This window comes from Streptomyces sp. NBC_01426, from assembly GCF_036231985.1.
In the GTDB taxonomy this organism is placed as follows: domain Bacteria; phylum Actinomycetota; class Actinomycetes; order Streptomycetales; family Streptomycetaceae; genus Streptomyces.
Genome location: NZ_CP109500.1, coordinates 3,299,330 through 3,312,650 on the forward strand (window position 1 = coordinate 3,299,330; position 13,321 = coordinate 3,312,650).

The 13,321-nt window shown below is 71.9% G+C and carries 10 protein-coding genes; 3 read left to right on the plus strand and 7 right to left on the minus strand.

Annotated elements, in window-relative coordinates:
* Positions 1–113 precede the first annotated feature (113 nt).
* Together OG906_RS14330 and OG906_RS14335 are read right to left on the minus strand one after the other, a co-directional pair.
* Positions 114–2,939 (minus strand): serine/threonine protein kinase, encoded by a 2,826-nt coding sequence (locus OG906_RS14330; RefSeq protein WP_329443069.1) that lies wholly within the window; start codon positions 2,937–2,939, stop codon positions 114–116.
* Between the two features lie 148 nt (positions 2,940–3,087).
* Positions 3,088–4,794: a glycerol-3-phosphate dehydrogenase/oxidase gene (locus OG906_RS14335; protein ID WP_329443071.1), complete on the minus strand. Its 1,707-nt coding sequence runs from the start codon at positions 4,792–4,794 to the stop codon at positions 3,088–3,090.
* Between the two features lie 250 nt (positions 4,795–5,044).
* Between OG906_RS14335 and OG906_RS14340 the strand changes: the two genes are divergently transcribed.
* Positions 5,045–6,274: a nucleotide sugar dehydrogenase gene (locus OG906_RS14340; protein WP_329443073.1), complete on the plus strand. Its 1,230-nt coding sequence runs from the start codon at positions 5,045–5,047 to the stop codon at positions 6,272–6,274.
* Positions 6,275–6,460: 186 nt separating this feature from the next.
* On the plus strand, positions 6,461–6,937 hold the full coding sequence (locus OG906_RS14345; protein ID WP_329443075.1) for a hypothetical protein: 477 nt from the start codon (positions 6,461–6,463) through the stop codon (positions 6,935–6,937).
* Positions 6,938–7,014: 77 nt separating this feature from the next.
* Here OG906_RS14345 and OG906_RS14350 read toward each other — a convergent pair whose 3' ends face one another.
* The 4 genes from OG906_RS14350 to OG906_RS14365 all read right to left on the minus strand — a co-directional run bounded on the left by OG906_RS14350 (position 7,015) and on the right by OG906_RS14365 (position 11,495).
* Positions 7,015–8,139, minus strand: coding sequence for a GuaB3 family IMP dehydrogenase-related protein (locus OG906_RS14350; RefSeq protein ID WP_053682580.1), 1,125 nt, complete (start codon positions 8,137–8,139; stop codon positions 7,015–7,017).
* 183 nt (positions 8,140–8,322) lie between these two features.
* On the minus strand, positions 8,323–9,828 hold the full coding sequence (gene guaB, locus OG906_RS14355; RefSeq protein WP_329443079.1) for an IMP dehydrogenase: 1,506 nt from the start codon (positions 9,826–9,828) through the stop codon (positions 8,323–8,325).
* Positions 9,829–9,989: 161 nt separating this feature from the next.
* A complete protein-coding gene (locus tag OG906_RS14360) occupies positions 9,990–10,619 on the minus strand; it encodes a sigma-70 family RNA polymerase sigma factor (protein WP_267796289.1) in 630 nt (209 codons plus the stop codon).
* Between the two features lie 264 nt (positions 10,620–10,883).
* Entirely contained in the window at positions 10,884–11,495 is a 612-nt protein-coding gene (locus OG906_RS14365) for a response regulator transcription factor (RefSeq protein ID WP_003948568.1), read from the minus strand.
* Between the two features lie 380 nt (positions 11,496–11,875).
* On the opposite strand from OG906_RS14365, the gene OG906_RS14370 reads away from it, so the two are divergent.
* Positions 11,876–12,202 (plus strand): WhiB family transcriptional regulator, encoded by a 327-nt coding sequence (locus OG906_RS14370; protein ID WP_030230767.1) that lies wholly within the window; start codon positions 11,876–11,878, stop codon positions 12,200–12,202.
* A gap of 166 nt (positions 12,203–12,368) precedes the next feature.
* Here OG906_RS14370 and OG906_RS14375 read toward each other — a convergent pair whose 3' ends face one another.
* Positions 12,369–13,268: a LysR family transcriptional regulator gene (locus tag OG906_RS14375; protein WP_329443081.1), complete on the minus strand. Its 900-nt coding sequence runs from the start codon at positions 13,266–13,268 to the stop codon at positions 12,369–12,371.
* Positions 13,269–13,321 lie beyond the last annotated feature (53 nt).

Consider the following 13,321-nt stretch of genomic DNA (forward strand, 5'->3'; position numbering starts at 1 on the left):
GCCTCCCCCGAGTGCGGTACCCAACCCCATGGTTCCCGCGGACACGATACGTCGCCCGGGGCGCCCGCGTCCCGGGCCTGGCAAGGCCCGCCCCCGCCGGGGGACGACCGGGCTCAGCCCAGGGGCTGGAAGGTCTCGAATGCCGTGTTGCGCATCAGGGTGCACTCGGGGCCGTCCCACTGGTCGGCCGGGCAGCTGACCATGATGGCGTAGCCGTGCGTCGCGTCCACCTTGAAGCCCCGGTTCAGCACCCGGACCTTGCTGCCCTTCTGCTCGCGCTCGAACTCCCAGTCCGCCGCGGTCGGATAGCCGCGGTAGTCCACGCCGTCCAACCTGATCAGGTGGTAGCCCGTGCTGCTGCCGGCGACGGCCGGGGCCAACTGGGACCAGGCGAGGCGCGCGTCGCCCGTCGGGCTGTCGGTGAAGTCGACCTGGATGCGCGGGAAGCCGCCGTCACGGCTGTATATGGCGCCGGAGTTCTCGCCGGCCGTGTCGGTCTGGCGGAAGCCCTCGGGCATCGCCATGGAGAAGTGGAACCGCAGGTCCGAGACCTTCGCGTAGCCGGCCGGCAGCCCGGCGCCCGGGCCGCTGCCCTGACCCTGCGTCTGGCCCGTGTTCTGACCCTGGCCTTGGCCCTGCGCCTGGCCCTGGGCCTGGCCCTGACCCTGACTCTGCGCGGGGCTCTGTCCCGGGCTGGGCTCGCCGCTCTTCTTGCCCCCGTCGGATCCGCTGTTCGAGGACCCCTTGCCGGCGGTGCCCGCCGACGCGCCGACGGCCGTACCCGGGGTCGCCGCCCCGGAAGCGGACGGCCGGGGACCGGCCTTGTCCTTGCCCTTGTCCTTGTCGTCGTCCCCGCTGAACGCCCACACGATCAGCGAGCCGATCACCGCCAGGACCACGACCACACCGGCGATCGCGAGCGCGATGGTGCGGCGCGACATCACATCGGTGAGCGACGCCGGGATCGGCTTGGGGCGGGACGACGGGGCCTCGGCGGCAGACGCCGTCGAGGCGGCGGCGGCCGCGGTGGCGGCCTCCGCCGCGGCGGCCTTGCGGGCGGACTTCAACGCCGCCCGGGCGCGCTCGCGCTGTTCGCGCTCACGCCGCTCGCGTTCCTTCTTCTCCGCCTTCTCGGCGGCCTTCTCGGCAGCCTTGGCGGCGGCGACGCGCTCGGCGGCGGCCTTGGCCTCGGCCTTCTCCGCCTTCTCCGCCTTCTCCGCCTCGACCTTCTCCGCCTTCTCGGCGGCGACCTTGTCCGCCGCCTCCTTGGCGTCGGCGAGGGAGATCGCCTTGGTCTCCTCGACGGCCGGGGGCATCGGCGGCGCGGGCTCGGGGGCGTCGAGCACCGCCTTCAGCATCGCCCGGGCACGGTCGTCGTCGAGCCGCCCGGCCGGGTCCTTGACCAGCAGGCCGTAGATGACCTCGGTCAACGGACCGGCGTTCTTCGGCGGTTCCACCGGTTCGGTCATCACGGCGGTGAGGGTGGCGAGGGCCGAGCCCTTGTCGTACGGGGGCACGCCCTCGACGCAGGCGTACAGCAGGCCGCCGAGCGACCACATGTCGGCGGGCGGGCCGGGCTTCTGGCCCCGGGCGCGCTCGGGAGAGATGTAGGAGGGGGCGCCGACGAGCATGCCGGTGGAGGTGACGGAGGGGTCGCCCTCGACCTGCGCGATGCCGAAGTCGGTGAGCACGACACGACCGTTGTCCGCTATGAGCACGTTGGACGGCTTCACGTCACGGTGCAGGATGCCCTGGTCGTGGGCGGCGCGCAGGACGTCGAGGACGGCGAGTCCGACCTCGGCCGCGCGACGGGGCGTCAGCGGGCCGCGCTCGCGCACGAACTCGGCGAGGGAGGGGCCCTCGATGAGTTCCATGACGATCCACGGGCGGCCGTCCTCGTCCACGACGTCGTAGACGGTGACGGCGCCGCCGCTGCGGATCCGTGCGATCGCCTTGGCCTCGCGGAGGGTGCGGGTGATGAGGCGGCGCTTCTCGTCCTCGTCCACGCCCATGCTGAAGCGGAGTTCCTTGACGGCGACCGTCCGCCCGAGGATCTCGTCCTCGGCGCGCCACACGGTGCCCATGCCGCCCTTGCCGAGGACGGATCCGAGCCGGTACCGGCGGGCGAGCAACCGCCCTTCGTCCTGACCGGTTTCCGCCTTGACCGCGGGGCTCTTCGCGCCCTCGGGCGACCGCTGCGCGGGCACGACCTCGGGCCTCGCGGCACCGGTCCTGACCGGATCGGGCTTCGCCGGCGCGGGCCTGGCATCCGCGGGCCTGGCGTCCTCGGGCTTGGCCGGCGCGGGCCTGGCGTCCTCGGGCTCCGCGGAGGCCACCTTCACGGCCGACACGGGTTCCGCCTTCGCGGCGGGGGCGGCCTTGGCCGGGCCGGAGCCGGCGGGGGACGCCGACTTCTCGCCACCGGACGCGGGCTTGCCGGCGGGCGCGTTCGCGGGCGCGGCCTTGGCCGTGCGCGGCTTCGGCACGGGCTTCGCGTCCGAAGGGGTCGCGGGCTTCACGTCCGAAGGGGTCGCGGACTTCGCGTCCGCGGCGGTCGCCGGTTTCGCGTCCGCCGAGGCGGTGGGCTTGGCGTCCCGCGGCCCGTCCGACTCCGCGTCGGCGGTGGGGGCGGCCTTGGCGAGGTCGGGCTTCGCCACCGAAGCCGCGGGCGCGACCGCGCCCGGTTCGGACCCGGCCGCCGGCCTGGCGTCCTCGGGCTCCGCCTGCGCGGCGGGCGACTTGGCCGGGCTCGGCCCGGCCGGGCTGGACTTCGCCCCGGACGGACCCGGCTTCGCCGCGGCGGGCTTCACACCCTCCGGTTCCGCCGCGGGCTCGGCCTTGCGCGGGCTCGGCTTCACACCCGCCGGCTCGGTGCTCGGTTCGGCGCTCGGCGCCTCACCCGCGGAATCCGGCGACTCGGTGTGCTCCGGCTTCGACATGCGTCCCCTCTGCGATCGTGCAGCCTGCCCGGCTGCCCCGGCAGCCGCCGAGGGGCACGGTAACCCGCCCCGGCAGAAACCTCATTGTTGCTCACTCCGCAACGGACGGGCGCCCCGGGGCAACGGTTCCCCCTTCCGGATCCCGGAGTTACAACGGAACGATGTCGGGAGCTCCCAGCCTGGCCGCGTCCGCCGTCAGGTCGTCCGGTTGGCGCTGCGATTCCCGTTCCGCCTGCACCCGCTTCTCGTAGTGCTCGACTTCGTTCTCGATCTGCGTCTTGTCCCAGCCCAGTACCGGAGCCATCAGTTCCGCGCACTCCCGGGCCGATCGCGTGCCCCGGTCGAAGGTCTCGATCGAGATCCGCGTCCGACGCGTCAACACGTCGTCCAGGTGCCTGGCCCCTTCGTGCGAAGCCGCGTAGACGACTTCCGCCCGCAGGTAGTCCTCTGCCCCCGTGAGCGGCTCGGCCAACCCCGGATCCTCCGCGATCAGGTCGAGCAGTTCCTCCGTCAGGGACCCGTACCGGTTCAGCAGGTGCTCCACCCGCGCCACGTGGATGCCCGTGCGCGCGGCGATCCGGGCGCGGCCGTTCCACAGGGCCCGGTACCCCTCCGCGCCCACCAGCGGGACGTCCTCGGTCACGCACTCCGCGACGCGTTGGTCCAGCCCGTGCACCGCCTCGTCCACCGCGTCCTTGGCCATCACCCGGTACGTCGTGTACTTGCCGCCCGCCACCACGACCAGCCCCGGCACCGGGTGCGCCACCGTGTGCTCGCGCGAGAGCTTGCTGGTCGCGTCGGACTCGCCGGCCAGCAGGGGCCGCAGGCCCGCGTAGACGCCCTGGACGTCGTCGCGCGTCAGGGGAACCGCCAGCACCGAGTTCACGTGCTCCAGCAGGTAGTCGATGTCCGCGCTGGACGCCGCCGGGTGCGCCTTGTCGAGGTCCCAGTCGGTGTCCGTGGTGCCGACGATCCAGTGCCGTCCCCAGGGGATGACGAAGAGCACGGACTTCTCCGTGCGCAGGATCAGCCCGGTGGAGGAGTGGATCCGGTCCTTCGGGACGACCAGGTGGATGCCCTTCGAGGCCCGGACGTGGAACTGACCGCGCTCCCCGATCAGGGCCTGGGTGTCGTCCGTCCACACCCCGGTGGCGTTGACGACCTGCTTCGCGCGGATCTCGTACTCGCCGCCGCCCTCCACGTCCCGCACCAGCGCGCCGACCACCCGTTCGCCCTCGCGGAGGAAGCCGACGACCCTCGCCCCGTTGGCGCACTGCGCCCCGTACGCGGAGGCCGTTCGGACCAATGTGGTGACGTACCGGGCGTCGTCCATCTGGGCGTCGTAGTACTGCAGGGCGCCCACCAGGGCGTCCTTGCGCAGCGCCGGGGCGACCCGCAGCGCGTGCTTGCGCGAGAGGTGCCGGTGGGTGGGGAGCCCGCGCCCGTGCCCGCTGGAGAAGGACATCGCGTCGTACAGGGCCACGCCCGAGCCGGCGTAGAGGCGCTCCCAGCCCTTGTGCTGGAGCGGGTACAGGAACGGAACCGGCTTGACCAGGTGCGGCGCGAGCCGCTCCAGCAGCAGGCCGCGTTCCTTCAGGGCCTCGCGGACGAGGGCGAAGTCGAGCATCTCCAGGTAGCGCAGTCCACCGTGGATCAGCTTGCTGGAGCGGCTCGACGTGCCCGAGGCCCAGTCCCGTGCCTCCACCAGCCCGGTGGACAGGCCTCTGGTGGCCGCGTCGAGCGCGGTGCCGGCGCCGACCACTCCCGCGCCGACGACCAGCACGTCCAGCTCCCGTTCGGCCATCCGGGCAAGTGCCTCGGCCCGCTGAACCGGTCCCAGTGTCGCTGTCCTCACGGCTGCCTCCCGTTGGTGCGGGGGAATCCCCGCTCGATGCGGGTGATCCCGCTCACATCCCCGCTGTTGATTCTGACCTTCCGCGCACACATCGGCCACCGCCTGTGGACAACACAACGGCAGCCACCACCTCACAATGCGACATATCTGTCATATATACGCCTAGTCTGACATTGCGCCTGCTCCAGCCCTCCACAGGACTTGCGCGCCCAGCCCCCTCATGCAAGGGAAGGGAAGGGACGGCACCTCCATGCCCGCAGATCTCGCCGTCATCGGACTCGGCCACCTCGGCCTCCCTCTCGCTCAGGCGGCCGTCGCCGCCGGAATCGAGACCGTCGGCTTCGACAGCGGTCCGACCACGGACAGCACCCTCACCGCCGCCGAGATCCGCCGCATGTCGGCGGCCGGCTTCCGGGTCACCACCAACCCCGCCGAACTGGGCCGGGTCCGTACCGCCGTCATCTGCGCCCCTACCCAGCTCGGCGCCGATCGTGCGCTCGATCTCTCCGCGGTCGGCGACGCGGGCCACGCGCTCGCCGCCCGGCTGCGCCCGCACACCACCGTCATCCTGGAGTCCGCCGCCCATCCGGGGGTCACCGAGGACTACCTGCGCCCGATCCTCGAAGCCGGATCGGGGCTGCGCGCGGGCCGGGACTTCCACCTGGCCTACTCCCCCAGCCGGCACGACCCGGGCAACCGCACGCACGGGATCTCCAACACCCCCAAGGTGATCGGCGGCCTCACCCCCGCCTGCACCGAGTCCGCGCACGCGTTCTACGCCCGCCTCACCGAAAAGGTGGTGCGCGCCCGCGGCCTGCGCGAGGCCGAGACCGTGCAGCTGCTGGAGACCAACTACCGGCACGTGAACATCGCCCTCATGAACGAGATGGCCGTCCTGTGCCACGACCTCGGGGTCGACCTGTGGGACGTCATCCGGTGCGCCGAGACGAAGCCGTACGGGTACCAGGCGTTCCGCCCCGGCCCCGGCGTCGGCGGCCACGGCGTCCCGCTCGACCCGAACTACCTCCCCCACACCACCCGCACCCCCGGTCACCCGCTGCGCATGGTCGGCCTGGCCCAGGAGATCAACAACCGGATGCCGCAGTACGTCATCCAGCGCTCCGCCGCCCTGCTGAACGAGCACGGGAAGTCCGCCCGCGGCGCCCGGGTCCTGCTGCTCGGGGTGACGTACAAGCCGGACCTCGCCGACCAGGAGGGCTCGCCGGCGCGCGAGATTGCCAGCCGGCTGATCGACCTCGGGGCCCAGATCAGCTACCACGACCCGTACATCCCGGCCTGGCGGGTCCGCGACCAGCCCGTCCCGCGCGCCGACTCGCTGTACGAGGCCGCCGCCAACGCCGACCTGACGATCCTGCTCCAGCACCACCGCACCTATGACCTGCAAGGTCTGGCCGTCAAGGCGCAGCTCCTGCTGGACACCCGGGGCGCCAGCCCGGTCGGCGCGGCGCACCGCCTCTGACACCTCGCGCCCGCCCCCGGAGCGGCCCTCGCCGGCCGCTCCGGGGCTGTCAGGCGCGGTCCCCCCGATAAATCCCCCGCCGAATGTCAGGGCCTGCTGTTAGCCTGCGGCGTTCTTATCTCGCACATACGTCCCGGTGGACACCGGTGACCCACACGTGTGCCGTGTTCCCTGGGGGGATTTCTCATGAGCCAGCAGTTCCAGCCGCCCGCGCCCGACTCCTACACCGCCGCTCCCGCCCCCGCCCCGGCGCGCCGCGGCGGCAACGTCGGCCTCGGCATCCTGGCCGCCGTCGTCGCCGCCCTGGTCGCGGCCGGCGCGTACGGCGGCATCATGAACGCCATCGACCGCCAGGTCGGCTACGCCGCGGTCGGCGTCGGGCTCCTCGTCGGCCTCGCCGCCGGCAAGGTCGGCGGCAGGAACCCGGCCCTCCCCGTGGTCAGCGCGATCCTCTCGATCGGCGCCGTCTACCTCGGTCAGCTGTTCTTCATCGCGCTCGCCCTCGCCGACTACGCCCACATCGGCGTCGCCGACGTGCTGAGCGACCCGGGCATCGGCGGCCTGAACGACATCTGGAAGGAGTCGGCCGAGGCCATGGACTACCTCTTCCTCGGCATCGGCGGCTTCGTCGCCTTCGGCGCGGCCAAGAAGGTCAGCGACTGACACCGGTCCCGCACACGCCGGAGGGCCGGCACCCCGATCGGGGTGCCGGCCCTCCGGCGTACGGGCGTGGAAGCCGGTCAGCGGCGGTGCTGCGAGTCCGCGACGGTGACCTCGACCCGCTGGAACTCCTTGAGCTCGCTGTAGCCGGTGGTGGCCATCGAGCGGCGCAGCGCGCCGAAGATGTTCATCGAGCCGTCCGGGGAGTGCGAGGGGCCGGTCAGGATCTCCTCGGTGGTGCCCACCGTGCCGAGGTCGACCTTCTTGCCGCGCGGCACGTCCTCGTGGACGGCCTCCATGCCCCAGTGGTTGCCCTTGCCGGGCGCGTCCGTGGCACGGGCCAGCGGGGAGCCCATCATCACGGCGTCCGCGCCACAGGCGACGGCCTTCGGGATGTCGCCCGACCAGCCCACGCCGCCGTCGGCGATGACGTGCACGTAGCGGCCGCCGGACTCGTCCATGTAGTCGCGGCGGGCCGCGGCCACGTCCGCGACGGCGGTGGCCATCGGGACCTGGATGCCGAGCACGTTGCGCGTGGTGTGCGCGGCGCCGCCGCCGAAGCCCACCAGCACACCGGCCGCGCCGGTGCGCATGAGGTGCAGGGCCGCGGTGTAGGTGGCGCAGCCGCCGACGATGACCGGGACGTCCAGTTCGTAGATGAACTGCTTGAGGTTCAGCGGCTCCGCGGCGCCGGAGACGTGCTCGGCCGACACCGTGGTGCCGCGGATCACGAAGATGTCCACGCCGGCGTCGACGACGACCTTGGAGAACTCGGCCGTGCGCTGCGGGGACAGCGCGGCGGCGGTGACGACGCCCGAGTCGCGCACCTCCTTGATGCGCTGCCGGATCAGGTCGGCCTGGATCGGCGCGGCGTAGATCTCCTGGAGGCGGCGGGTGGCGGCCTCCTCGTCCAGCTCGTTGATCTCGTCGAGCAGCGGCTGCGGGTCCTCGTAGCGGGTCCACAGACCTTCGAGGTTCAGCACGCCGAGGCCGCCGAGCTCGCCGATCCGGATGGCGGTCTGCGGGGAGACCACGGAGTCCATGGGGGCGGCCAGGAAGGGGAGCTCGAAGCGGTACGCGTCGATCTGCCAGGCGATCGAGACCTCCTTCGGGTCCCGCGTACGCCGGCTCGGGACGATGGCGATGTCGTCGAACGCGTACGCCCTGCGGCCGCGCTTGCCGCGCCCGATCTCGATCTCAGTCACGTGTGGTGGCCTTTCCTCTGGGTCTGCCCGTCCAGTATCCCCGAACCCCGGGGGCCCGCGTTCCGGTGACCGCTGTACGGACGCGGCCGGGCCGGGCGCCGGCGCGATCCCGGGGTCCGGGAACGGTGAAGGGCGGCCCCGGATCGACCGGAACCGCCCCGTTCACGCGTGTGCGCGGGCCGCTCAGCCCTTGCGGGAGTAGTTCGGCGCCTCGACCGTCATCTGGATGTCGTGCGGGTGGCTCTCCTTGAGGCCCGCCGAGGTGATCCGGACGAACCGGCCGCGGTCCTGGAGCTCGGGAACCGTGCGGCCGCCGACGTAGAACATCGACTGGCGCAGGCCGCCGACGAGCTGGTGCACGACCGCGGACAGCGGGCCGCGGTACGGGACCTGGCCCTCGATGCCCTCGGGGATGAGCTTGTCGTCGCCGCCCACGCCCTCCTGGAAGTAGCGGTCCTTGGAGAAGGACTTCTGCTCGCCGCGGGACTGCATCGCGCCCAGCGAGCCCATGCCCCGGTAGGACTTGAACTGCTTGCCGTTGATGAAGAGCAGCTCGCCCGGGGACTCCTCACAGCCCGCGAGCAGGGAGCCCAGCATCACCGTGTCGGCGCCCGCGACCAGGGCCTTGGCGATGTCGCCGGAGTACTGGAGGCCGCCGTCGCCGATGACCGGTACGCCCGCGGCCTTGGCGGCCAGCGCGGCCTCGTAGATCGCGGTGACCTGCGGGACGCCGATGCCGGCGACGACACGGGTGGTGCAGATGGAGCCGGGGCCGACACCGACCTTGATGCCGTCACAGCCGGCGTCGATGAGCGCCTGGGCGCCGTCGCGGGTGGCGATGTTGCCGCCGATGACGTCGACGGAGGAGTTCGACTTGATCTTGGAGACCATGTCGCCGACGAGACGGGAGTGGCCGTGGGCGGTGTCGACGACGATGAAGTCGGCGCCCGCCTCGATGAGGGCCTGGGCCCGCTCGTACGCGTCGCCCGCGACACCGACGGCCGCGCCGACGAGCAGCCGACCGTCCTTGTCCTTGGCGGCGTTCGGGTACTTCTCCGCCTTGACGAAGTCCTTGACCGTGATCAGGCCCTTGAGGATGCCCGCCTCGTCGACCAGCGGAAGCTTCTCGATCTTGTGGCGGCGCAGCAGCTCCATGGCGTCCACGCCCGAGATGCCGACCTTGCCCGTGACCAGCGGCATCGGGGTCATGACCTCGCGCACCTGGCGGCTGCGGTCCGACTCGAAGGCCATGTCGCGGTTGGTGACGATGCCGAGCAGCTTGCCCGCCCCGTCGGTGACCGGGACGCCGGAGATGCGGAACTTCGCACAGAGCTGGTCGGCCTCGCCGAGGGTGGCGTCCGGGTGCACGGTGATCGGGTCGGTGACCATGCCGGACTCGGAGCGCTTCACGAGGTCGACCTGGTTCGCCTGGTCGACGATCGAGAGGTTGCGGTGCAGGACGCCGACGCCGCCCTGGCGGGCCATCGCGATGGCCATCCGCGCCTCGGTGACCTTGTCCATGGCCGCGGACAGCAGCGGGACGTTGACGCGGACGTTGCGCGAGATGAGGGAGGAGGTGTCGATCTGGTCCGGCGCCATGTCCGACACGCCGGGGAGCAGCAGCACGTCGTCATACGTGAGGCCGAGTGTGGCGAATTTGTCGGGCACTCCATCGGCGTTCACAGTCATGACACCTTCCCAAATGGTCTTGCTCAGCGCGGATGTCCATGCTAACGGGATCGCGACGCGTCTCATTCCACGACCAAGGTCAAGCAGAAGTTTCGTCGTTTCCTACTACTGGACTCCTGCGGACGGACTCCTGCCCCGGGACCCCGACCGCGGCCGGCGGTCTACTGCTCCGCGAGTGCCCGGAGCCGACTGAGCGCCCTGTGCTGGGCCACGCGCACCGCGCCGGGGGACATCCCGAGCATCTGCCCGGTCTCCTCCGCGGTCAGGCCGACGGCCACCCGCAGCACGAGCAGTTCGCGCTGGTTCTCGGGCAGGTTGGCCAGCAGCTTCTTGGCCCAGGCCGCGTCGCTGCTGAGCAGCGCGCGTTCCTCGGGGCCGAGTGAGTCGTCGGGCCGCTCGGGCATCTCGTCCGACGGGACCGCCGTGCTCCCCGGGTGCCGCATGGCGGCCCGCTGGAGATCGGCGACCTTGTGCGCGGCGATGGCGAAGACGAAGGCCTCGAAGGGGCGCCCGGTGTCCCGGTAGCGCGGCAGCGCCATCAGGACGGCGACACAGACCTCCTGCGCCAGGTCCTCGACGAAGTGGCGAGCGTCACCCGGAAGGCGGGACAGCCGGGTGCGGCAGTAGCGGATCGCGAGGGGGTGGACGAAGGCCAGCAGGTCGTGCGTGGCCTGCTCGTCGCCGTCCACGGCCCTGCGGACGAGAGCGCTGACGGCCCCGGCTCCGCCGCCCCTGGCGGTGCCGGTGGAGCCTGTGGCCGCGGGTGACCCCGGGGCCTCGTCGTCGCGCATCAATCCATGGTGCCTTGGCGCGGGTGCATTCGCGGCACCGTCGTCCTTGTTGTGCATCGAAGCGTTATGAGCGGGTGCGCCAGAACTCATCGCCTGCGCCCTCCCCTCCGCTCGGCCCGAATGGTCCCTAGGCCACATCTTCGAGAATGCGGCACACCCTCAAGGATGCGGCATCGCGCACGAAGCGACACGTCCCCCGGATTGTGCCCCGCCAATCCCCGGTTTCGCACCGGGTCCGGGCGGGACACTCTCAACGGTCCGCGATCAGCGGACCAGGCCCCATCGGAACCCGAGCGCCACGGCGTGCGCACGGTCCGAGGCACCCAGCTTCTTGAACAGCCGACGGGCGTGCGTCTTGACCGTGTCCTCGGAGAGGAAGAGCTCGCGCCCGATCTCCGCGTTGGACCGGCCGTGACTCATGCCCTCCAGGACCTGGATCTCGCGCGCGGTGAGCGTGGGCGCGGCGCCCATCTCGGCCGAGCGCAGCCGGCGCGGGGCCAGTCGCCAGGTCGGGTCGGCGAGGGCCTGGGTGACCGTGGCCCGCAGTTCGGCGCGCGAGGCGTCCTTGTGCAGGTATCCCCGGGCGCCGGCGGCGACCGCGAGGGCCACGCCGTCCAGGTCCTCGGCGACCGTCAGCATGATGATGCGGGCGCCGGGGTCGGCCGAGAGCAGCCGACGGACCGTCTCGACACCGCCCAGGCCGGGCATCCGTACATCCATCAGAATCAGATCGGAACGGTCGGCACCCCAGCGGCGGAGGACTTCCTCGCCGTTGGCTGCCGTCGTCACACGCTCGACGCCGGGCACGGTGGCAACCGCGCGACGGAGCGCCTCTCGGGCAAGCGGGGAGTCGTCGCAGACGAGGACGGATGTCATGACCGCCCTCCGCAGCTGCTGATGCGCGTCACCTTGTGCCTCCAGGCTGGTACGTATCGTCACCTGTGCGGTCGATGCCCCCGGACACCTGTCCGAGAACTTATTGGTTCAACCGCCTTCGCACTCTCAACGATGGTCACTCGAAAGAGTTACGGGTCAGACGGACACCTTCGGCACTCTACGTGAGGAAGCGATCACGACGTCGGAGGCGCGGGCGGCCTGTCCTCCATCTGGAGCTATGCCCTATTTGGCGGCTTTCCTTCCGTTTGGCACGTGTCTGAGGCTAGATTCCCAATGAGTCATATTTACATCTACTCCGACAGTAGGTGTGGAGACATGGACCGTATCCGCCTCAGTACCGGCACCAAGAGGGACTACCAATGGCAGATTTCTCCCGCCTCCCCGGACCGAACGCCGACCTCTGGGACTGGCAGCTGCTGGCTGCCTGCCGCGGGGTCGACAGCTCCCTCTTCTTCCACCCGGAAGGCGAGCGGGGCGCGGCCAGGAGCGCGCGCGAGGCCTCGGCTAAAGAGGTCTGCATGCGCTGCCCGGTCCGTTCGGAATGCGCCGCGCACGCCCTCGCCGTCCGCGAGCCCTACGGGGTGTGGGGCGGCCTCACCGAGGACGAACGCGAAGAGCTGATGGGTCGAGCCCGGCACCGCCTGATCCCCGCGTCGAGCACGATCGGCCCGATCGCACCGCACTAGCCGGTTCGCACGAAACGCCCGAAGGAACGTTTCCTCGAATCCGTGACGCTCACGTACCCGTCACGGACCCCGCGGGTCCGGTCCGTCACCCGCCCGGCCGTACCGCCGTACGGCAGGCGCCCGACGGACCGCCAGGCGGGGGCCACCCGGCCCCCGCCGGCGCCCGTCAACGCGTCGCGGCCCGCTCCAGCTGGGTCATCGTCGCCGCCACGGCGGGGACCCTCGCCAGGTCGGCCAGGGTCAGCGCCACGACCTCCCGCTCCACGGCGGGCTCCACGGCCACGGTGCTGACACCCTTGGCCCGTACCGACTCCACGGCGAGCTCGGGCAGCACCGCCACGCCGAGCCCCGCGCCCACCAGGCCGACCACGGCCGGGTAGTCGTCGGTGGCGAAGTCGATGCGCGGGGTGAAACCCGCGTCCTCGCACACCTCCACCAGGTGGCGGCGGCAGCGCGGGCAGCCCGCGATCCAGGGCTCGTCGGCCAGCTCGGCCATGCCCACCCGCTCGGCCCCGGCCAGCCGGTGCCCCTCGGGGACCAGACCCACGAGGCGGTCGGTGAGCAGCGGGCGCACCACCAGGTCCTCCCATTCGGCCGCGGAGGCAGAGGAGCCCCCGTACCGGAAGGCCAGCGCCACGTCGCAGTCGCCCTCGCGCAGCATCTCGACCGAACGCGGCGGCTCGGCCTCGACCAGGGAGATCCGGGTGCCCGGGTGCTGGGCGCGCATGGCGGCCAGTGCGGTCGGCACCAGCGTGGAGCTGCCGCTGGGGAAGGAGACCAGCCGCACCCGGCCGGCGCGCAGCCCGGCGATGGCCGCGACCTCCTCTTCGGCGGCGGTCAGTCCGGCCAGGATTCCGGCGGCGTGCCGGACCAGGGCCTCACCCGCCTGGGTCAACCGCATCTCCCGGCCCGTGCGGATCAGCAGCGGGGTGCCGGTCGACTGCTCCAGCGCCTTCATCTGCTGGGACACGGCCGGTTGGGTGCAGCCCAGCTCACGGGCGGCGGCGGAGAAGGAGCCGGTCCCGGCGACGGCGCGCAGAACTCGCAGATGACGTGCTTCGATCACCCGTCGAGCATAAGGGCATCTTTGACCGTGGCGCCAATAATCGGAGGACCCTT